The organism is Rhizobium sp. M10 (assembly GCF_002531955.1).
Lineage (GTDB): Bacteria > Pseudomonadota > Alphaproteobacteria > Rhizobiales > Rhizobiaceae > Rhizobium > Rhizobium etli_C.
Genome location: NZ_NWTA01000002.1, coordinates 1 through 19,871, shown reverse-complemented (window position 1 = coordinate 19,871; position 19,871 = coordinate 1). Strand labels below are relative to the sequence as shown.

Annotated in this window: 19 protein-coding genes, 1 tRNA gene and 2 rRNA genes; 12 read left to right on the top strand and 10 right to left on the bottom strand. The window is 56.8% G+C overall.

Annotation, left to right across the window (positions count from 1 at the left end):
- Positions 1-20 precede the first annotated feature (20 nt).
- The 3 genes from CO671_RS01845 (at position 21) to CO671_RS01835 (ending at position 3,472) form a co-directional block, all read left to right on the top strand.
- Positions 21-1,010: a hypothetical protein gene (locus CO671_RS01845; protein ID WP_097605040.1), complete on the top strand. Its 990-nt coding sequence runs from the start codon at positions 21-23 to the stop codon at positions 1,008-1,010.
- A 102-nt stretch (positions 1,011-1,112) separates the two neighbouring features.
- Positions 1,113-2,399, top strand: a complete 1,287-nt coding sequence (locus CO671_RS01840) for a hypothetical protein (protein ID WP_141514442.1) — start codon at positions 1,113-1,115, stop codon at positions 2,397-2,399.
- 62 nt (positions 2,400-2,461) lie between these two features.
- Complete coding sequence (locus CO671_RS01835) at positions 2,462-3,472, top strand: hypothetical protein (RefSeq protein ID WP_141514441.1); 1,011 nt, start codon at positions 2,462-2,464, stop codon at positions 3,470-3,472.
- Positions 3,473-3,533: 61 nt separating this feature from the next.
- On the opposite strand, the gene CO671_RS01830 is transcribed toward CO671_RS01835, so the two are convergent.
- Positions 3,534-3,836 carry a hypothetical protein gene (locus CO671_RS01830; RefSeq protein WP_097604102.1) on the bottom strand — a complete coding sequence of 101 codons (303 nt, stop codon included), beginning with the start codon at positions 3,834-3,836 and terminating at the stop codon, positions 3,534-3,536.
- A gap of 200 nt (positions 3,837-4,036) precedes the next feature.
- Positions 4,037-4,666: a recombinase family protein gene (locus CO671_RS01825; RefSeq protein ID WP_097604101.1), complete on the bottom strand. Its 630-nt coding sequence runs from the start codon at positions 4,664-4,666 to the stop codon at positions 4,037-4,039.
- A gap of 232 nt (positions 4,667-4,898) precedes the next feature.
- Between CO671_RS01825 and CO671_RS01820 the strand changes: the two genes are divergently transcribed.
- The 3 genes from CO671_RS01820 to CO671_RS01810 are packed head-to-tail and all read left to right on the top strand — an operon-like array spanning position 4,899 to position 6,757.
- On the top strand, positions 4,899-5,354 hold the full coding sequence (locus CO671_RS01820; RefSeq protein WP_097604100.1) for a hypothetical protein: 456 nt from the start codon (positions 4,899-4,901) through the stop codon (positions 5,352-5,354).
- Positions 5,355-5,390: 36 nt separating this feature from the next.
- Positions 5,391-5,993 (top strand): hypothetical protein, encoded by a 603-nt coding sequence (locus tag CO671_RS01815; protein ID WP_097604099.1) that lies wholly within the window; start codon positions 5,391-5,393, stop codon positions 5,991-5,993.
- Positions 5,975-6,757: a hypothetical protein gene (locus CO671_RS01810; protein WP_097604098.1), complete on the top strand. Its 783-nt coding sequence runs from the start codon at positions 5,975-5,977 to the stop codon at positions 6,755-6,757. Before CO671_RS01815 ends, CO671_RS01810 begins: the two co-directional genes overlap by 19 nt.
- 266 nt (positions 6,758-7,023) lie before the next feature.
- On the opposite strand, the gene CO671_RS01805 is transcribed toward CO671_RS01810, so the two are convergent.
- Complete coding sequence (locus CO671_RS01805; protein WP_097604097.1) at positions 7,024-7,851, bottom strand: hypothetical protein; 828 nt, start codon at positions 7,849-7,851, stop codon at positions 7,024-7,026.
- A 352-nt stretch (positions 7,852-8,203) separates the two neighbouring features.
- On the opposite strand from CO671_RS01805, the gene CO671_RS01800 reads away from it, so the two are divergent.
- From CO671_RS01800 to CO671_RS01775, 6 genes are all read left to right on the top strand, one after another.
- Positions 8,204-8,521 carry a hypothetical protein gene (locus CO671_RS01800; RefSeq protein WP_097604096.1) on the top strand — a complete coding sequence of 106 codons (318 nt, stop codon included), beginning with the start codon at positions 8,204-8,206 and terminating at the stop codon, positions 8,519-8,521.
- 43 nt (positions 8,522-8,564) lie between these two features.
- Positions 8,565-8,918 carry a hypothetical protein gene (locus tag CO671_RS01795; protein ID WP_097604095.1) on the top strand — a complete coding sequence of 118 codons (354 nt, stop codon included), beginning with the start codon at positions 8,565-8,567 and terminating at the stop codon, positions 8,916-8,918.
- Between the two features lie 3 nt (positions 8,919-8,921).
- The gene (locus CO671_RS01790; RefSeq protein WP_097604094.1) at positions 8,922-9,134 is read left to right on the top strand and encodes a hypothetical protein; all 213 of its coding nucleotides are present in this window, start codon (positions 8,922-8,924) and stop codon (positions 9,132-9,134) included.
- Positions 9,135-9,258: 124 nt separating this feature from the next.
- The gene (locus CO671_RS01785) at positions 9,259-10,776 is read left to right on the top strand and encodes a type IV secretory system conjugative DNA transfer family protein (RefSeq protein ID WP_097604093.1); all 1,518 of its coding nucleotides are present in this window, start codon (positions 9,259-9,261) and stop codon (positions 10,774-10,776) included.
- Positions 10,777-10,778: 2 nt separating this feature from the next.
- Complete coding sequence (gene mobQ / locus CO671_RS01780) at positions 10,779-12,038, top strand: MobQ family relaxase (protein WP_170964911.1); 1,260 nt, start codon at positions 10,779-10,781, stop codon at positions 12,036-12,038.
- 211 nt (positions 12,039-12,249) lie between these two features.
- Positions 12,250-12,567: a hypothetical protein gene (locus CO671_RS01775; RefSeq protein WP_097604091.1), complete on the top strand. Its 318-nt coding sequence runs from the start codon at positions 12,250-12,252 to the stop codon at positions 12,565-12,567.
- Between the two features lie 81 nt (positions 12,568-12,648).
- Here the strand turns inward: CO671_RS01775 and CO671_RS01770 are convergent, their stop codons facing one another.
- From CO671_RS01770 to CO671_RS01740, 7 genes are all read right to left on the bottom strand, one after another.
- Positions 12,649-13,908, bottom strand: a complete 1,260-nt coding sequence (locus CO671_RS01770; RefSeq protein WP_097604090.1) for a YiiX/YebB-like N1pC/P60 family cysteine hydrolase — start codon at positions 13,906-13,908, stop codon at positions 12,649-12,651.
- Positions 13,909-13,990: 82 nt separating this feature from the next.
- A complete protein-coding gene (locus CO671_RS01765) occupies positions 13,991-14,281 on the bottom strand; it encodes a type II toxin-antitoxin system RelE/ParE family toxin (protein ID WP_097604089.1) in 291 nt (96 codons plus the stop codon).
- A complete protein-coding gene (locus tag CO671_RS01760; RefSeq protein WP_097604088.1) occupies positions 14,278-14,526 on the bottom strand; it encodes a CopG family ribbon-helix-helix protein in 249 nt (82 codons plus the stop codon). The genes CO671_RS01765 and CO671_RS01760 overlap by 4 nt, the downstream gene beginning before the upstream one ends.
- A 148-nt stretch (positions 14,527-14,674) precedes the next feature.
- Positions 14,675-16,006, bottom strand: coding sequence for a site-specific integrase (locus CO671_RS01755; RefSeq protein WP_245424936.1), 1,332 nt, complete (start codon positions 16,004-16,006; stop codon positions 14,675-14,677).
- Between the two features lie 165 nt (positions 16,007-16,171).
- Positions 16,172-16,248: transfer RNA gene (locus CO671_RS01750), tRNA-Met, on the bottom strand.
- A 94-nt stretch (positions 16,249-16,342) separates the two neighbouring features.
- A 5S ribosomal RNA gene (gene rrf / locus CO671_RS01745) occupies positions 16,343-16,457 on the bottom strand.
- Positions 16,458-16,693: 236 nt separating this feature from the next.
- Positions 16,694-19,579 (bottom strand): 23S ribosomal RNA (locus CO671_RS01740).
- Positions 19,580-19,871: the final 292 nt, after the last annotated feature.

Below are 19,871 nucleotides of genomic sequence, written 5' to 3'. Positions count from 1 at the left end.
CGGCATCACAGGAGTCGCCGATGTTCAAGAATCTTCAGCGCGAATTAAGCCGCTTGGCCAGCACCACCAGCATTTCCGTTCCGCTCGAAAAGGATGCTGACGGTTTCTACGACAAGGAATGTCCCGACGAAAAATGCCTGTTTCAGTTCAAAATCCACGCGGATGACTGGACGAACATAGTCCGCGACGAGGAAGTGTTTTGCCCCTCGTGTCGCCACGTAGCGCCAGCCACAGATTGGTTCACGCGAAAGCAGATTGAAGAAGGGCGGGAATATGCACTTAATTCCGTCAAGGCTGGCATCAACAAGGCGATGCGCGCCGACGCGGCGGAGTCGAAGCGCCGCCAACGCCGCAATTCATTCTTGAGCATCACCCTTGATGTCAAAGGCGCCCACGATGTTGTCCTACTGCCGGTGGCGGCAGCCGATCCCATGCGGTTGCGGACGACGTGCGAATCCTGCCAATGCCGGTATTCTTATGTAGGAGCGGCGTTCTTCTGCCCAAGTTGCGGGAAAAACTCCGCCAGCCACACGTTTGCCCAGACCCTTGCCACCATTCGGACAGCGGCCACGCTGGGCGACGCCTTGCGCGCCAACCTCGGCCCCGACGAAGCGGAAGTAATGACAAGGACCCTGCTGGAAAAGGCCATGCAGGACACGGTTATGTCGTTCCAGCGTTTGTGCGAGCAGCTCTACGAGACCAAATCCGGCCCAAAGGCGCGGCGCAATGCTTTTCAAAACCTGGAAGCAGGTTCCGAGCTATGGGCTCAGACCATCGGCGCCAGTTACGATCAACTTATCGAAGCCGGGTCGCTGCAGAAGCTCACGATGTATTTCCAGCAGCGGCATCTACTCGCGCATCAGCAAGGCATTGTCGATACGGACTACGTCAGCCGCAGCGGCGATACTTCTTATTCCATTGGGCAGCGACTCGTTATCCGCGCCAACGCGGTTCTGGAGTTTGCCGATCTCATCGAAAAACTCGGCCAGCAACTTCTAGCAAGGTGCTAATCGGCCTGCACCTTTATAGCGGCCGGTTCTGCCCCGTCGAAAGTCGTTGGCAAGTATAACGTGAGATGCAATCATGCCGTGAAACAGGAGATGTCGCACAGCATGAGAAAGCTGCTTGTCGGGTTAATGATGGCCGCTGGATTGTGCTGCGTGACAGGAGCGCAGTCGCAGGAAGTCCCCAAATTCAAGGACTATCTGGCGAAGATGTATTCAGGGCCGGAAGTTCAGGTCCGACTGGACCCTAAGCTGACGCAGGAAGAGCGCACGCGACTCCAGCAGGCATCACGCGAACCTATCAACTTCGGTGGCAGCTATGTCTTTACGCAATGGGGCGCGGGCACACAGTGCGATACCGGCGCTCTCATCGACGTCAAAACGGGGCAGGTCCACGCCTTGCCGTTCGCAGCCTGCTTCTGGCAGGGCTATGATCGCCCGTTTGAGTTCCGCAAGAATAGCCGCCTGCTGGTTGTCGCCGGACAGGTGGGGGAAGACAGTCCCCGAGGCGCACATTTCTTCGAGTTCACCGGTAAGGAATTCAAGAAAGTGGCGCTGACACCTGCCGATCCTGTGACAACCAACAATACGGAATCGGTGGAGCCATCGGCAGGACCGATAGATGCGGCAAGCAATATTCCGCTCGAAAAGACGCCAGAAGGTTTGGAGGCTTTTAGCGACGCCGTGATCTTTGGGGTTCACCGACCCAATTTTAACGACGCATGGCGAGCGAATTTAGAGAAATTCGGTTTGCCCGAAGCGGAGAAACTAGCCCACGCCATCATGGAGACCTCGATAAAGGAGCGGTACGAGCTGCGTGGCGCGCGTTACGTGCTTTTCTACAACTCCTCAGCTGATCTTTATGCCCTTATGAAGGCCAAGAGCGGCGAAAAGATAACAGTTGGGTTTATGCCCGGTCGGTATTTCTCGGAGGAGCTTTACAAGTTTAAGGAGCGACCGAACTACCTCGACAATATGCTAAAAAACCGACCTGTGGTGTTCCGGCAGCTCGTAAAGGATTTTCCGCGATCTGACGTCTTCGTTAGCATATTTTCCTGGTACCGGAAGGATGAAGAACTTTCACAGCTCGTAAAGATCAACCTCGTCGCCTTCCTGGAATTTGCTAAAACCCCGTTGGAAACTGGCTGCCGCGAGCCGATTACGACAACTTTGAACGAAACGGACATCACGTTCACGGACGGCAAACGATCGAGCCAAATCGGCCCCTTCTATCTTTCGACGGCATTTCCGGTAGCTGCTGCGGCTGACAAGCAGATTCAGTTGGCCGCCGCATTCCATGACAAGCAAACCAATCGATACGGCGGGTACGCGGTGTTCATGCCCGGCGGCAAACACAAATGTAAAGTCACGCTCGTCATCCCTACTGTCTACTGAATCGCTTTTAACGGGAGACTAGATTGCACCCAAGATGGCATATAGGGGCCTCCCTCCTAGCAATGCTGGCATACAAAGAGGCCAAGGCCCAAGCGGATGACACCGCAACCTTGGGCTTGCAGGGGATTGGAATAGGCGCCGAACTTCTGGAGAAAGGCGGACTTAACAATCACGGTTTGAAGGTCTCGGGCAAGGTGGCCGGAGGTCTCGGGAGTTCGTTGGAGTTTAAACAGGGCGCTTCCGACGTGTGGGACAAGATTCTAGGCGGAAAGAACCTTACACCAAATGACATGGTGCCAGTCATCCTGCCCCTAATGCCACTTGGTCCAATCGCCCAACTGGGGATCGCGGCCCTGCAGAATATCGACAAGGTAGGTGCGGTGGTTGGTGCCGGTGTGGATCGGCTCGACCCGGCTCCCGATGAGCCCGCCTATTTCAGGGAGTGGGAAGAAGATGCAAAACGTCGGAATGCCGAATTGGATACCCGAAAAGAGGAACGATATGTGGCCTGGGAGGCCGAGTTGGAAAGACTGCGGCAAGCGCCCGCGGTGAAGCCCATCTGCGGCTCCCTAGAATGGCAGTATCAGCAAGGCAGCGTTGATTGTGTGCCAACCGAACCCGAGCCCCAGGATCAAACCACTTCACTGCAACCCGGGTGGAGGGCTACCTCGTTTATCATCAACAACACCAGCCAGCCAATGACCGGGCAGTGCTATGAAGTCCCCGAATCCCTTGAAGCTTATACAAAGCTCTGGGCGGATGACCTCTCATCGTCCATGGGCTGCGCGATCACTAATCTGTCCGTGATCAATACGACTAACTCGGTATTCACCTACCATTGCGCTCACAATGCGCAAAGCATCACCTCGGGCTCTTTCGAGATCTACAAGACCGATACGAAGATTCGCACGCTACGGCGACAGCAAAACACTCATGTCGGAGACCTACAAGAGGAAACGATGTACGAGCGGTGTGACCGTCCCCCGGAGCCGGATTGCTCTCCAGCAGGTCAAGCAGCTTGGCGTGCAAACAATAACGGGGCGCCTGCGTACATGTGCGGAAACCCACTTTGACAAGCTCTGTTCCCGGCGAGACGCCCCCGGCGTGAACCGGGGGCCGTCGTATCAGCCGACATCAGTTCACGGTCTGAGGCTCGGCCACCAGCTTGTCGGCCTCAACCGCCAAATCGACCACATAACTTACCAGAAACGCATCGATGAAGGACAGAGCGTAGTCCCGCTCTATCGGCAACATGGCCTCGTTCAACAGATGATGGTCGACGTAGTGACCGGCATCCCAGAGGCTGCGGGTCATCTCCTCATTGTTCGGTTCAATCCGTTCGATGATGCATTCGAACACATGGTTTGCGGCCCGAATGAATTCGGCCCGGTCGTCTCCGCTCAACGGCAGAGACGCAATAATGGCATGGGAATCCATGACAAGAGATCCTTTTTAGAGGTGGCGTAATCTTGCATCAGCCTTATCGGTCGCCAACCGATGCTGGTTCTTGGTGTGGTGGCCTATCAAAGGCGCCAGGCGCCACCTTATGCTCACATGCGCAGAATCAAGATACGCGAGAATTTAACGGATGCAATCGAAAGCGAAATGATCGACTGATCCCGGTTCAACCAGGAGCTTCACACCTTCTTGAAATTCTCGCAACATTCAGGGACAACACCGTCATGGCCGAACACCGGAGATAGAGAGCATCCGCTCTCCACAGGTCGAATTCGATTTATGGTGCTCTCACTCACTCCAAACGACCGGGCAATCTGCGCGTATGGCTCACCACGAGCCTTCCTTTCGATGACCTGGATTCTCTGGCGGGGACTAAGTTTCGGCTTGCGCCCGAATTTGACCCCCTTGGCTTTCGCCATGGCGCGTCCGTTGGCGGTATTTTGCAATATCCGCAACCGATCCACCCGCCCCAACCAACCCTTAAAATACGCTGCCATATCGGCAAAATCGAAGGTCGTGTCGATAAATGGTTCATCAAGGAGCCGAAGCCGCGCGCCCGCGTTCTCAACTTCGCGGAGGATGAGCACCAGGTCGAGAGGATCTCGGGCTACGCGATCCGAGACCGTGGCAAGAAGGTTGTCGCCGGGCTGAAGGTTGGCCAGCAGCCGCAACAGTTCTGGCCGTCCTGCTGTGTCTTTGCCGCTCTTTTTCTCATGGATTATTTGGTCGCAACCCGCCTTCTGAAGCCTGTCGAATTGATAAGCGAGGTCCTGCTTTTTCGTGGAAACGCGGGCATATCCATAAATCATGACTGCATCCTGCCAAGCAATATGACGGGAGCAAGAGGCAAAACCACATCTATAAAACCTTGTATTGTTTAATATTAATGACCAATTTCAAACACTCATAAATCACGACTTTTGCAAGTGGGAGAGATTCACATTCTGTAACGCCATTTTGTCTTCATCAACGGATTTAATTACTTGATTTTCTGTTGTTGATATTAAGCGTCTGCACTTGCCGGGGTGACCGGCAAAAGTCGTGATTTTTGATACCCAGAAACTGCCAAAGGCACAGGCCGGACGGCGGTTCTTGCCGTTCTGCCACGGCACGGATTCCGCCCCCGATTCCACGTTCAGGGGTCATTTCTCAATGCAAAATGCAATCAAACAAAATCCATCTGTATTTAAAGCCGCTGTGACGACAGCTTTTGCCCTGTTCCTCGCGTCCTGCTCCGGCAGTCCCGGCATCGAGGGAAAATACACCGATCCGAATGGCAACACGGTTGATCTTCTGAAAGACGGCACGGCCATTTTTGTCGTCAAGGGCACACAAGCCGTGTGGAAATGGACAACCTACGACGACAACCGCCTGAAACTCGAACCCGGCCCCGGCATCCCCGGCTCTCCACCGGCTGCGGTATGCAACTATCAGCTCGACGGTTCCAAGCTGCGCGTCGCGGGCTGCGATTACGCCATGCAGCTCACCCGCATGTAATTGCAACATATCCCGATAGCCCCGAAAGGCATTCCCATGAAAGCGAAACTCCTGACCGCCGCATTCAGCGCGGCTATTCTCTCGGCGTGCTCCAGCGAGGCTGCCGGTCCCTTCGACGGCAAGAGCGCGGAGGAGGTCGTAAGCTACCTTCTCTTCGGTCTTGAAGACAAAGCTTCGGTCACAATGGACACGCTGACGGTCAGCACCGAGGCCACGCAAGCCAAGCCCCTCAGCCTCGTGGTCAAGATGCAAGAGGGTAGCAACTCGGAGGATGCCCTCCGGGCCACGGTCGAAACATCGGACAACTGCACATTCACCGTTGCAATGAAGCCCCTCGCAATAAATGAGCGCGTCGGCTTGAAGGATGCAAAATTCTCGGTGGACCTCACCAATGTGACCGCCGTCGAAGTTGGACGGGGCAAAAACATGAAGCTTCCGGGCGCCAAAATAATGTGCCTTGAAGCTGCGGAAGACGTGTGGTGCAAGGCGGTTTCCGAAGAGTCTACGACCGGACGGTGGGGACTGAGAGTTGGCCCCTTCGAAAAGGAAAACCCCGAAACCCCGGTAAAATCCATTCAAGAGAAGGCGAACCAGGCCCTTTCTTATTTCAAGGCGAACATATGCAAGCCCAAGGTCTAAGAGCCCTTTGCGTCGTCGGGGCCTGCCTGCTGGCGGCTCCCGCATCGGCCGAACAGGCGCCGCTGCCCAAAACCCAGCCCTTCAAGCTCGATGCCGGAACCGGATGCTTCAACTACACCGGATCGGCAGGGATGTTTGTCGGTCAGTTCAAGCGGGGCGCTTATGTCAGCGTCCTGATGGACAACCCGGAGCGCATTCCGGTGCTGGACGCGCCCGACTACAAGACCAATGGCCCGGCGTCATGGTTCGGGCCGCTGCCCAAAAGCGGCTCCTACACCATCATGTTCATGCCGCGTTACCTGCACGGCTCGCCCGGTACGGTGGAAATCTGCGGGCGCACCACCCCACCGGGGGCGACAGACTTCACCCCGCAGGAAGCCGTGCGGCTCAACAAATTGGCCGACGACATAATGGAGAACGACCCCTACTCCAAGGCGCTGCTGGAGGAGCCCAAGACACTGCCCACCGAAGCACTGAACGACAAACAACCCGACGTCTGCGGCTTCCGTGTGCGTGATGTCACGATGCGGGCTGGCAGCGGCGCCGACGCTTCCCCGCTTCAGCCCCGTGTCGCGGGCAGCGTGAAGCACTTCGCCAACCTCTATGAATCGCCGTTTGACGTGTTTGCGATCTGCACTCCCTCCAAGGCCGGACAATCACCTAAAACCGTCAAACTGCCCAATAACACCAAGGACTGCTATTTCGCGGGCGAAAAGTTCGAATGCTCCTACCTTGTGGACGGCGAGATGGTTCCAGTGGAATGATGGCATGACCATAGCCTATCGATCGGCGCGGACGGCAGGCCGGGGTTGACGCCAAGCGGGGCGGCCCAGACTTGTTTAGGTCAGGTCAAAATGGCCTGACCGGGCCCGCAGGGCAAACCAGTCGCCCCGCTTGGTGTCACCGACGCGCGGGGCCACATGTCTATGCGGGAGGCCCGGTTGCGCAGCAAGAAACCGAGACATGCGGCTCGGTTTCAGGGCCGGAGCATCGACATGGGGGAAGCGGAGGGAAACCCCGGCCGGTTCGCTCAGTTGAACAACATTTCAATAATCCAGACGATAACCACTCCGGTTATCGTAATCGCAACGCCCCACTGTGCCCCGACCAGACGGTCTTCGTTCAACTTCCACCACGTAAAACGTTTGGATTGTAGCTGGGAAGCGTTCGGACCAGCAAATTCCGGTGAATACTTGGTATCATCGAGAGCCGAAGATGCGCTGGCGAATGGGCTAGGCGTTTCAAAAATATCCCAAAGCCTCGCATAATGCGATTTGGGCTGAAGGGTTTCTTCCTGTATCAGCCCTTGTTCAGGGCTATTGATCTTCTCATATGCTGCCGCGAGTTCACGGGCTTCCTCAGCTCCTGCATCCTTCGCGCTTGAAATGAGCCGAAGAAGATGATCCTCGTCAAAATTGCAGCCCTTGCCCAGAAACGCCGTCGCCTCTTGTTTTGCCGCGTCATACTGTTCGACGCTATCAGCATATCTTTTGTAATGGCGGGGGAACAACTCAAAGATCGCTCCCCGGAACGAGAAAAAGCGCAGATAGTGGTAGGTATAGTTCACGGCTTGGGAAATGAATTCCTCGCTTCCTCGCCCTACAATCAAGACATCTATGTTATCGATCTCGTTTCGGATGTCGTCAACAGCAGCCCTCTCCACTTCATCGTGAGCAGCAGCTTCCCGTCGTTCTAATTCGCGTCGAATGGCCTCTTCGACAAAGCCGGACATCTTGCCCCAACCCGGAGCATGCAATGAGATTTTACCCTTCAGGCCCTTTTCGAGAGTCGCATTTAACTTCTCGTATTTGGTGGGCCGCGGAGGTTTTCCTCCTCTTCTCTTTTCATTTTCAGTCATCTAGCGTTTCCCTTAACATCGCGTCGCAAAATTTTATTTCAATATACTTGCATTTCCCGGTCCCGGCCCCACACTGAGGCTATCCCAACCTTTTTTCCGTTTTCCCATCCACGCCGACGGGTTGTCTCCTGACCGTCTTGAGGCGTGTGAAACCGGCTGCGTTGCCGCGCTCCGGTTTCCGGTGAATCCTCCCTGCCAGGGGAGGATTCATTGTTTGGACGGATGTCAATTTTAATAAGAATGCCCAGCAAATTTATTAAAATTCCTAGCATTGCTCCGCCCTGCTCTCCTGAAGCCGGCCTGCTCGAACTGGCATTCGTCAGGTCCGCGTAATCGCAACAGGAGATACGACATGAGAAATTTTCCCCAAGTCTACACCTTGCCCACACCCCCTCGTGCCCAAAGCGCCGCCAGCACGGCAGGCATCGTGTCCGCCACGCTCTGGATTTACGACGAGGAAGTCCATCAGATTTTCGGACGGCATCGCTGCTACTACACCAGCTCCAACGGCTTTCGCCGTCAGGAGGCAGATGGTGTTTTCCTCCGGTATCAGCGCAGCAAGGAAGGCACCCTCGGTTACGTCTTCCGCAATCCCCTCAACGGCGAGAACTGGCTGTGGGTCATCAGCAAGAAGAACCGCAAGCCCTTTGCGATCGGCCGCGTCAGCTGATGACACGGCCCCGCCCCTTCACTCGTCCAATTTGGAGATTCCCATGCGCAAGTACATTACGATTGATCATGATACTTCGGACACCATGCCCGCCGTCCATACCTCGACGGGTTTGCCGTCCCTGATGCCCAACATCCTGCAACGGCTTCTGCCAAACCCGCGCCGCCCGCTCAGCGCGGAAACCGTGCATCGTATCCTGACGCGGCTTATCAACAATCACCACCATAGCTACGAACGGTTGCTTGATGTCTACAAGCCCAAGATAATTATGTGGGGAACGTTGGAGGATGGCACGACAGTTGCCATCCTGGAGGACAGCGGTACCGGCATCCGCCATATGTGGTCACTGGACCGCATGACCTTCCGGCCCGTTTCCTACGGCAAGGTCGATGCCTGACCGATGAACCAGTTCCTCGGCTTCATCTTCCGGGTGATCGAGCGACTGCTGAACCTCTACCTGCAAATCCTGGCAGCGGTCTTCTCAGCCTTCGGCCGTGCCCTCGCCCGCATCATCGCGGACTTGTTCACGCGCCTCACCCGTAAACCGAACCGACGTGCGCCACCCCGGCGCACGTCATTCGAGCGCCGCCGGGGCAATCCCCGGCGCCGCTAACCGATATCCGACAAAACACCTCCCGTAAAAAGTGAACGCCAAGGGAGACTATTTACCCGTTTCGTGCCGCTTCGGCAGGCAACGTGGTTTGTCCATGGCATTCACCGTGTGACAGGTTAATGCCATGGATTTGTTGGGACTATTGCTCAAATCCACCTACCGGATTTTGACGTTTCTGCTGAAAGCCTGCTGGTGGATGCTGCGGCTGCTGTTTCGAGTGGCCCGCAAACGCCGCCGCAAGGGCGGTTCGCACGGCTCTTCCCGGTGGGCCACGCGCTGGGAGCAACTGCGACGGGGCGCCATCACCGGAGAAGGAGTCATTCTCGGACGCGGCGCCTTCCGCCGATTTCTGCGCTTTTCCTCGGACGGCATGGTCATGGTGTTCGCCTCCATGGGCTCCGGAAAGGGCCTCGGCGTGGTGATCCCCTCCCTGCTCTCCTATCGCGGCTCGATGGTCGTCACGGACCCAAAGGGGGAAAACTACGACATCGCACGCCGCCGCCGCGCCACCTTCGGCAAGGTCCGGATGCTCAATCCCACGGACCTTGAGCATTCCGACCGATACAACCCCATGGACATCATTCGTGTCGGAACACCGAACGAAGCGGATGACGCAGCCGCACTCGCGTCGCTGATGATCAAACCGGATGCCCGCGAAGCGCATTGGGACGACAAGGCCGCGTCGATGCTGAAGGCACTCATTCTGCACACGCTGCAGGAACCCGTCGAAAGCCGCACGCTGGCCGCCGTGCGCCGTCTGTCGGTCGGCACACCGCACGTCTTTTTGGCCACGCTCGACGACATTACCGAAAATTCCCCGTCGCTCGCGGCACGCGAAATCGCCGCTGGTTTCCTCACCAGCGCGCTCGAACCTGGCGGTGGCTTTTCGTCAGAGTTCAAATCCATTCTGTCCAATCTCCAGAAGGCCACCGAATCGTGGTCGGCAGGATCTCCGGCAGGCATCCTGTCGTCATCGTCCACATTCGATCTGTCAGAACTGACGACGGAAACGTCCACGCTCTTCCTCTGCGTGGATGAGGACGTTTTGACCGTTTACGAACGATGGCTACGGGTCATGGTTGGCTGCGCGCTAAAGACGCTCACGCGGGCCAAAGTGGCGCCTCCAGAGCGCAAGGTCGTGCTTCTCCTTGACGAAGTCGCGGTGCTCGGCCGCCTTGATCCGCTCGAACGGCAATCCGGCCTGCTGCGCGCCTACTGCACGCCGGTCCTGATCTGGCAGAACCTGCCGCAGATTTACGAGGTCTATGGCCGGGGTGCCGAGGCGTTCCTCGCCAACGCGTCGGCGCGCGTGTTCTTCGGGGTCAACGACAATCAAACGGCCACGTACGTCGCCAACATGCTCGGCAACATGACCACGCTATCCAGGTCATCCGGCGTGAGCCATTCCGGGGAACTGTGGGACAGCGGCAATCGCCAAAAAGGTCAGTCCGAAAGCGGGTATTGGCTTCTCGATCCGGCCGAAGTGCAGCGCCTCCCCCTCACCCGCACGGTCGTCAAGCTCCGCAATGTTCCGTATTCCATCCTCGGCCGTCGCATCGATTACCGGAAGGTGCGGCGCTGGCGCGGGCAATGGGACCAGTGGCGGGGAGCTGCCACCAAGCGGTCACGCCTCCGGGGCTGACCATGGCTATCTATCACTTTTCCGGACAAATCCTCGGACGCAAGTCAAAGCGAAATCCGGACGGCTCCTACCGTCCCGGTTCCAAAGCGGTGGCGGCTGCGGCCTATCGTGCCGGGGAACGGCTGAACGACCGCAGCAACAACGAAGTACACGACTACAGCCGTCGCGGCGGGGTCGTGCACCGGGAAATTCTCGCACCTCCCGGCAGTGCGCCATGGCTCACCGACCGGGAAACCCTCTGGAACACGGTGGAAGCCATGGAAGTCCGCAAGGACGCCCAGTTGGCGCGCGAGTTCAACATGGCCCTGCCATATGAATTGAACCCGGCTGATCGCCTTGACCTCGTGCGGACCTTCCTTGAGACGCACTTTGTCCGGCGCGGCATGGTGGCGGATTTCGCCTTGCATGATCCCATCCCGGAGCAGGGACAAAACGACAAGAATTTCCACGCCCATGTCATGCTGACCCTGCGCCGCGCAACGGCGAGCGGTCTTGACCCCGTCAAAACCCGCGAATGGAACAGCAAGGACTTGCTGAACGTGTGGCGGTCGGAATGGGCCATCGCATGCAATCTCGCGTTGGAACGAGCCGGAAAGCGCACGCGGATCGATCACCGCACATTGGCAGCCCAACGGGAGGAAGCCCTGGCACGCCATGACAGGGCACGGGCGACGGAACTGAGCCGGACGCCCGAGTTCCACGTCGGGCCTAAAGCACGCCAGATCGTCCGCAATGGCCGACACCCGCGCAGTCAGGTGCGTGAGGTCAGCTCATATCGAAAGCCCTCAACGGCGGCATCAGCGTCCAAGACCCAACGGCGACAGCGCAACTACCCCGCCCACGACATAGGTACACGGTTGTCCTGGCTGGAAGGGATCGTGGCCGGGAACAACACGCAGCTCAAGCGGGACCTCGTGGCCATCAATCGGCGGTTCGACCGCATGAACCGTAAGCTCGACCACTGGCAGCGGCGTGTCACGTTTACGGCCGAAGGCGCGATCAAAGGACCCGCATTCCGGTTCAATCGCTGGAAGGCGGCCCAGGAGGACAAGCAGCGCCGGGAGGCCGCCGCACGCAAGACGGCCCATGCCCGCAAACGGCTCGACCAGATCGCGCAATTGCTCAAGGAACTGGAGCGTGCGGCGACGGGCGCCAATCTTCGCTACGAGCGGGGATTGGTCCGGGCAAAGGAGGTCGAGCGTTGGGTGCGCCGCGTGCGGCTCGGTGGCCGCACGACGTCGCGGAGGCGCGAGCGATGGTAGACCAGGCGAAACGACCGGAATACAGGCCAAAAAAACACGCCCGCAAGGGCGTTCCTTTCCGGCGGATTGCCACAAGCCTGTGGCTGCCGGAGCACCTATGTCGCGCAGCGATGTATAAGTGCGCTCTTACCCCTTCATCTTCTCTTTATACGCCGGACCTGTGGTCCTGCCGCCTCACCGTATTTTTGTCTCCTGTCAGAAAAGATCGCCTATGTCACATCCCGGCCTCGTCGCCCATCTCGTTGGTAACCTCGCCGCCCTCTCGGGCATCGTACTGCTGGGTGGACTGGGCATCGACCATGTTGCCGGATGGCTCGGCTACCGGCCCATGGCATTCTGCTCGCTGCTCCATCCGGTGATTGCCGTGGCCTACGGGATAGGTGTTCTTATGTCCTCGGTGGGTGTGATCGTGTGGGTGGTAACCTTAGGAAGGAGTACGAGCGGCCTGGGCCTCGCGCTCGGCGGCGTCCTGCTCTTCGCGTTGCCGCTCGTGCTGCCGCGCTATCTCGGCGTGGCCTGTCTATCATAATACCAACGCGACCGCGCTACGCGCGGTTTGCAGGGGAGACCCCTGCACCCCCTCCGGTGCCTTACCAAAGGAAGAGGTCGCTCAGACTGCTGAAGTCAGAGGAACATAAAACGCGCCACCCGACCTTCGGATACCGAGACAATCCGAACAGAGCCGGAGGGTAGCAGGTCCACCTAAAGGACGCTGATGATCTTCAAGAACAAAGTCGCTGGCTGGGTCATCTCCGCAAACCGAGCAAACATCCGAGCGCTCGGCCGCTTCAATGACGGCGCGTGTCATCATCGCTTGAGGGGGGTCCCATTGTTCCAGTGAGGAAAACCACTCCGGCGTATGCGGGACCAGCTCGGGCGGTTTGTCAGACAAGGGGTGTCCGTTCATGGTCAGCCAGGCCCTGGCCGTTCTGATCCGCTGATCGTGCAGATAGGCGAGGTGCTGGTATAGCTCTGCCATGACATGAAAAAAGCGAAGTCCAAACTGCCGGCTCCAGAGCGTGTACGCGCCCCGATTCACAATATAACGATGCGGGCCACTCTCGTGATCGCGAAGCGTTACCCTGCAGTAGGCTTCAATCTCCCCTGACGGATCAGCATTCATCAGCGCCACGTCATACTGCCACGGATTCTTCTCCAGCTCGATCTGCCACAGCGTGAGATAGCCAGACCGCTGTAGAAAGGCGCAAAAGGCGTCATCATCTTCGGGATGTTCTACAAGATGGCGGTGAATGTCGTCGAAGGTCTGGATATCTTTGTTTTTCGTTCGGGCACCATCAAGGACGTCGTTAATCGCCTTTCGCATTCTTTCGGTGCTATCGAGATGTTTGTCCCAGCGGGTCTTTTCCTCCGCAGGAACGTCGATGGCGGGATTGCCGATCGCCATGAGAAGCGAGCTGTTTTTGAGATCGGCAGGCGAACAGAAGTTCGTGTTGCCAACCAGCTCAATACCTGCGTGGGAGAAAGCTTGAGCGACAAGCCGCGAACAGAACTGCTTTCGGCTGGGTCGCCGTCTACCACCGAGTGCCGTTTGCACAGCCTCCTTGGTCGAATACTGGGTCCCGATGTGGGCGCGCATAAAAGTAATCACGGCATTGAGCTGGGCGTCCGTGAGCCCATCGCGCAACCGCAGAATATGGATCGAGCACCCATCCTCGTAGAAGAGGCGCTGCGTATTGCGGGCCTGTACGCCTTCAGCCGTGGCATCGATAACCGAGTGACCTTCGACACAGACCATGGCATGCGAAATATCGCTGCGCGTCGCTATTCGGATTGCCTTACTGACGGCCTCCGCCGATGTCGTCAGAATGATATCGCCCGGCTGCAGTATGGTGTCATTGATCCGCTTCATGGCAGCCCACGTTAATTGCGATTCTCTGCCTCACGTTTAAGGCGGTTTTGTCAAAAACGCGGACTGATGTACGCGATATTTGTCAAAACATCTCCGGCCACCGCTGGTGCGCATGCATGACGGTGATAATCTCAATATCCTGGCTGACGCGGTACGGAATGATATAAGGTATATCCGCCAGCACGATTTCACGGGTGCCCTTGATGCGACCCGGCCGCCCGCTTGCAGGCAGTTCCGCCAACATATCGACGGCCGACACGATCCGCGCCACCACGCGAGCCGCCGCATCGGGATTGTCTTTCTCGATATATGCGCCGATTTCATCAAGCCGCCGCAACGCCCGAAGCGTCCAGCGAATACGTTTTCCGCTCATGATTGACGGGCAGGCTTGACGTACTTTCCGACAACCTTAGCCACATCGTCATCGCTGGCGAATTCGCCCCGATCGGCCTCGGCCAACCCGGCTTCGATCTCGGCAAGCTGCCACTCCTGCTGCTCAACAAAGGCCTCGATGGCCTCGGCAGCCATGTAGGAGCGGGAGCGATCCAGCTTTTCGGCAAGCTGATCGAGCTTGCTTGCGGTTTCATCTTTTACACGCACGGTAAACGCCGCAGTCATGGCACCTAACTTTCCTTGGTTCACTTTGATTATTGGTGAACCAATGTGGTTCGTCAAGGTTCTGCTCACGGGAGAGGACTTTCATTGAGGTGAATAAATCCCGACCACACCGAAGCGATGTGGCCGGATTAAGAGAAGGCTAAACCTTCTATGAGCGCCCCGCCAAGCGGGCGCTGCGAACCGGCAAGCGGTTCGTCTGGACACCCGTTCGGGTGTCGCGACGAGGCTGTGGAGCCTCGTTTCCGTGGTAGAGCGGCGGTTCCGCCGCTCTCTTCCCCCTCCGATCGCGGTTCGCCCTCCGGGGTTTGCGCGCGTTGATGACGGAAGCGTCCAATGTGGTCTTGATGTGCGCCGCGTAGAATTTCTCGATCATCTCGACGCTGGTGCGGCAGTTTTTGGCAATCGCGTAGACGTCTGCCCCTTCCATCAGCCGAAGGCATATATAGGTGTGACGTAAGCTGTAGGCCGTCCGAGGTTTGCCGTCTCGGTCGAGCTTGAGATGTTGCGCTTCAAGAAGATTGTTGAACATCTTGAGATAATTGCCAGGAAACAGCAGATCGGTCGGCGCCGGGAGCTTCGCCACGGCCTCAACGTTCTTGCCCTCACCTTTTTCACGCGCCGGTTTGAGCCGATCGCGCAGACGCTCATAGGGCTTGACCGCGCCGGGCATGGATTTGCACCAGCCAATACCACGCTTGCCGCGCACCTCGATTTCGAGGATGCGCTGACGCGATTCCGGGTCTTCAACGATCGTCACGTCCCGGTGCTGGAGCTGCTTGGCCTCATCCGGCCGAAGGCCGGTATTGCCCATGAACAGCACGAAGTCGTGCAACTGCTCGGCTTCCCACCGGAAGTAAGGGTTCTTGGGCTCCTTGGCATTCAGCCGGGTTGCCTCGTAAAGCTGCTTGTATTCGGCGGGACTGAACCACGGCCGGTGCATGATCTTCCCTTGCGTCTTGTACGGCGGCGACAGATCGGGAAGATGATTGAGCCACTTGTGGCGGATGGCCGTCTTCAACACCTGCCGCAAGGTGCCAACCTCATCATGGAGTGTGCTACGTGCCGGGGGCTGACCGGTCGTGGACGTACCGATGCGATGAACCCGGTAATCCTGAACCGTCCCGGCCGTGATCTCCGACAGGCCCATCTTGCCAAAGAACGGGATCAGGTGAAGCCGCAGGCGGATACTGTGCCCCTCAACCCACTTGGGGCTGCGCTCGCCTTCCGTGATGACGGCATATTCCTGCTCGAACTTCGTAGCGGCCTCAGCAAGGGTCTTTTCGGTCTTCATCAACCCGGCCGCCAGCTTGCCGCGAAGCCCGAGATACCAGTCTTCCGCAAACGCCTTGGCCTGCGCCAGCCCGGTTTCCTTGGTGCTGGTACGGTACTGGCGGCCCTTCAGGGACGTGGAGCAATGCCAGGTGAGCCCCCCGCGCCGGTAGACATTGACCTTCCCTCCGAGGATTTCATGGCTCGTCATACCGGCCCCCTGATTGTTTTCGTGTTCGATGTAGGGACAGGGAATCACGACCTCAAGGGACCAGTCAAATCGACCTCGGGTTTTGTGCTAGGTTTGTGCTAGGGGTAAAAACGACTTCGGCCTCCACATGGGAGGCCGACAAAGTCTTGATAGTCTTGGAAATTTTGGTTGCGGGGGCAGGATTTGAACCTGCGGCCTTCAGGTTATGAGCCTGACGAGCTACCGGGCTGCTCCACCCCGCGGTATATTGTAACACAAAAGGCCGCTTTGTGGGCGGCCTTTTGTTCGGCTTTTGGCCGTTGGATGTTCAGAGAAGATTTGAGTTGCGATTTGCAGACCTGGCAGCGACCTACTCTCCCGCGTCTTAAGACGAAGTACCATGGGCGCAGGGGCGTTTCACGGCCGTGTTCGGAAAGGGAACGGGTGCAGCCACCCCGCCATAACCACCAGGTCGGCAAAGCGCAACTTTTTGATTTGAGAAGCTGGTACACGAGTGACTAGTGATTAGTGACTAGTCGGTAGTGTTTTGTTTTGAACACGTCTTTGGCCTTTAACCGGACGAACACTTCGTGTTCGCCGGGCCCGGGCAAAGGCGAAGGCCTTTGCCTTGTCGGGACGACCGCTTTGCGGTCGCCCTGGCAGGACGAATGCTTTGCATTCGCCTTGTGATGAGCACAGTCAATGAGAACGATCAAGCCGATCGAGCTATTAGTACCGGTAAGCTTCATGCGTTGCCGCACTTCCACACCCGGCCTATCAACGTGGTCGTCTTCCACGGCTCTGATAGGGAACACTCGTTTTCAGGTGGGTTTCCCGCTTAGATGCCTTCAGCGGTTATCCCGTCCATATATAGCTACCCTGCTATGCCCTTGGCAGGACAACAGGTCCACCAGAGATATGTCCATCCCGGTCCTCTCGTACTAGGGACAGATCCTGTCAATATTCCTACACCCACGGCAGATAGGGACCGAACTGTCTCACGACGTTCTGAACCCAGCTCACGTACCGCTTTAATTGGCGAACAGCCAAACCCTTGGGACCTGCTCCAGCCCCAGGATGCGATGAGCCGACATCGAGGTGCCAAACAACCCCGTCGATATGGACTCTTGGGGGTCATCAGCCTGTTATCCCCGGCGTACCTTTTATCCGTTGAGCGATGGCCCTTCCACGCGGGACCACCGGATCACTATGACCGACTTTCGTCTCTGCTCGACTTGTCAGTCTCGCAGTCAGGCGGGCTTATGCCATTGCACTCGACGACCGATTTCCGACCGGTCTGAGCCCACCATCGCGCGCCTCCGTTACTCTTTCGGAGGCGACCGCCCCAGTCAAACTACCCACCATACACTGTCCCGGACCCGGATGACGGGCCGCGGTTAGACATCCATGACGATAAGGGTGGTATTTCAAGGATGGCTCCACGGAAACTGGCGTCCCCGCTTCAAAGCCTACCACCTATCCTACACATGCCGACACGAATGCCAGTGTAAAGCTATAGTAAAGGTGCACGGGGTCTTTCCGTCTGACCGCAGGAACCCCGCATCTTCACGGGGAATTCAATTTCACTGAGTCTATGTTGGAGACAGCGGGGAAGTCGTTACGCCATTCGTGCAGGTCGGAACTTACCCGACAAGGAATTTCGCTACCTTAGGACCGTTATAGTTACGGCCGCCGTTTACTGGGGCTTCGATTCAAAGCTTGCACCTCTCCTCTTAACCTTCCAGCACCGGGCAGGCGTCAGACCCTATACGTCGTCTTGCGACTTCGCAGAGCCCTGTGTTTTTGATAAACAGTCGCTACCCCCTGGTCTGTGCCACCCCATCATACTTGCGTAAAATGGGGTCACGCTTCTTCCGAAGTTACGCGTGCAATTTGCCGAGTTCCTTCAACATAGTTCTCTCAAGCGCCTTGGTATACTCTACCTGACCACCTGTGTCGGTTTCGGGTACGGTCTATACGGTGGAGCTATTTCCTGGAACCGCTCCGCTGCCCTGATAATCCAATAAACCAGAACAACTTGTGCAATCCGTCACTACCACCAGGCCCACGAATATTAACGTGGTTCCCATCGACTACGCGTGTCCGCCTCGTCTTAGGGGCCGGCTAACCCTGCTCAGATTAACTTTAAGCAGGAACCCTTGGTCTTTCGGCGAGAGGGTCTCTCACCCTCTTTATCGTTACTCATGTCAACATTCGCACTTCCGATACCTCCAGGAGCCCTCACGGGTCTCCCTTCATCAGCTTACGGAACGCTCCGCTACCACTCCTCAAAGAGGAATCCTCAGCTTCGGTGCATGGCTTCAGCCCCGTTACATTTTCGGCGCAAAGACCCTTATTTAGACCAGTGAGCTGTTACGCTTTCTTTAAATGATGGCTGCTTCTAAGCCAACATCCTGGTTGTTTTGGGATCCTCACATCCTTTCCCACTTAGCCATGACTTGGGGACCTTAGCTGGAGGTTAGGGTTGTTGCCCTTTTCACGACGGACGTTAGCACCCGCCGTGTGTCTGCCGAGTAGTACTCCCCGGTATTCGGAGTTTGGTTAGGATCAGTAAGACGGTGAGTCCCCATAGCCCATCCAGTGCTCTACCCCCGGGGGTATTCGCTCGACGCTCTACCTAAATAGATTTCGCGGAGAACCAGCTATTTCCGAGTTTGATTGGCCTTTCACCCCTAGCCACAAGTCATCCCAATCTATTGCAACAGATGCGGGTTCGGTCCTCCAGTTGGTGTTACCCAACCTTCAACCTGCTCATGGCTAGATCACTCGGTTTCGGGTCTAATGCAACAAACTATATCGCCCTATTCAGACTCGCTTTCGCTGCGCCTACACCTACCGGCTTAAGCTTGCTTGTTACACTAAGTCGTTGACCCATTATACAAAAGGTACGCCGTCAGGGTTGCCCCCTCCGACTGTTTGTAGGCATCCGGTTTCAGGTTCTATTTCACTCCCCTTGTCGGGGTGCTTTTCACCTTTCCCTCACGGTACTTGTTCGCTATCGGTCATGCACGAGTACTTAGGCTTGGAGAGTGGTCTCCCCATGTTCAGACAGGATTTCTCGTGTCCCGCCCTACTCTAGGACAATCATGATATCTACGCGTACGGGGCTGTCACCCACTACGGCCGCACTTTCCAGAGCGTTCCACTTTAATCACAATTGCCACTGGCCTGGTCCGCGTTCGCTCGCCACTACTTGCGGAGTCTCGGTTGATGTCCTTTCCTGCAGGTACTTAGATGTTTCAGTTCCCTGCGTTCGCTTCTTACACCCTATTTTATTCAGGTGCAGATACCTTATTATCGATACTTGGAACCTCATGCGTCCGTGACGCAAACAGTGAGTAGTGAGCAGTCGCTAGTGTTTAGTTTTTAAAACTATTCACTATTCACTAATTCCTACTCACTCACGCGCCACCGGCGCATCAGATTCCCAAGTATCTTAAGGTGGGTTGCCCCATTCGGAGATCCATGGATCAAAGCTCATTCGCAGCTCCCCACGGCTTTTCGCAGCGTATCACGTCCTTCATCGCCTGTGCATGCCAAGGCATCCACCAAATGCCCTTACGACACTTAATCGTTCTCATTGCCAATGCTCATCATCTTTGTTTGATTTGGCAAACCTTATCCACTCGGCTTTCGCCCTCGTGGGGTGCCAAATCCGACCATCCGGACAACCTTGCGATTGCCGTGCGGTCGGGCCAAACATGCGTGATTACCTTTTACAATCACGCTTTCTAACAATGCCATCGACGTGTTCGACCTGAGCACTTTATTGGAGCTACGCCGAGCAGCTCGCTTGTGTCAGGTCTTAAGACCAGCTTCTCGAGATATGATCCGATACCGCGCGGTCAGGCAACGGTAATCAAGT

Coding starts and splice junctions, on each gene's coding strand:
- CO671_RS01830 (WP_097604102.1), bottom strand. CDS start 3,836: ATGGATTCCCATGCCATTATTGCGTCTCTGCCGTTGAGCGGAGACGAC.
- CO671_RS01800 (WP_097604096.1), top strand. CDS start 8,204: ATGAGAAATTTTCCCCAAGTCTACACCTTGCCCACACCCCCTCGTGCC.
- CO671_RS01805 (WP_097604097.1), bottom strand. CDS start 7,851: ATGACTGAAAATGAAAAGAGAAGAGGAGGAAAACCTCCGCGGCCCACC.
- CO671_RS01810 (WP_097604098.1), top strand. CDS start 5,975: ATGCAAGCCCAAGGTCTAAGAGCCCTTTGCGTCGTCGGGGCCTGCCTG.
- CO671_RS01765 (WP_097604089.1), bottom strand. CDS start 14,281: ATGAGCGGAAAACGTATTCGCTGGACGCTTCGGGCGTTGCGGCGGCTT.
- CO671_RS01770 (WP_097604090.1), bottom strand. CDS start 13,908: ATGAAGCGGATCAATGACACCATACTGCAGCCGGGCGATATCATTCTG.
- CO671_RS01840 (WP_141514442.1), top strand. CDS start 1,113: ATGAGAAAGCTGCTTGTCGGGTTAATGATGGCCGCTGGATTGTGCTGC.
- CO671_RS01790 (WP_097604094.1), top strand. CDS start 8,922: ATGAACCAGTTCCTCGGCTTCATCTTCCGGGTGATCGAGCGACTGCTG.
- CO671_RS01755 (WP_245424936.1), bottom strand. CDS start 16,006: ATGACGAGCCATGAAATCCTCGGAGGGAAGGTCAATGTCTACCGGCGC.
- CO671_RS01775 (WP_097604091.1), top strand. CDS start 12,250: ATGTCACATCCCGGCCTCGTCGCCCATCTCGTTGGTAACCTCGCCGCC.
- CO671_RS01785 (WP_097604093.1), top strand. CDS start 9,259: ATGGATTTGTTGGGACTATTGCTCAAATCCACCTACCGGATTTTGACG.
- CO671_RS01845 (WP_097605040.1), top strand. CDS start 21: ATGTTCAAGAATCTTCAGCGCGAATTAAGCCGCTTGGCCAGCACCACC.
- CO671_RS01815 (WP_097604099.1), top strand. CDS start 5,391: ATGAAAGCGAAACTCCTGACCGCCGCATTCAGCGCGGCTATTCTCTCG.
- CO671_RS01835 (WP_141514441.1), top strand. CDS start 2,462: ATGCTGGCATACAAAGAGGCCAAGGCCCAAGCGGATGACACCGCAACC.
- CO671_RS01825 (WP_097604101.1), bottom strand. CDS start 4,666: ATGATTTATGGATATGCCCGCGTTTCCACGAAAAAGCAGGACCTCGCT.
- CO671_RS01760 (WP_097604088.1), bottom strand. CDS start 14,526: ATGACTGCGGCGTTTACCGTGCGTGTAAAAGATGAAACCGCAAGCAAG.
- mobQ (WP_170964911.1), top strand. CDS start 10,779: ATGGCTATCTATCACTTTTCCGGACAAATCCTCGGACGCAAGTCAAAG.
- CO671_RS01795 (WP_097604095.1), top strand. CDS start 8,565: ATGCGCAAGTACATTACGATTGATCATGATACTTCGGACACCATGCCC.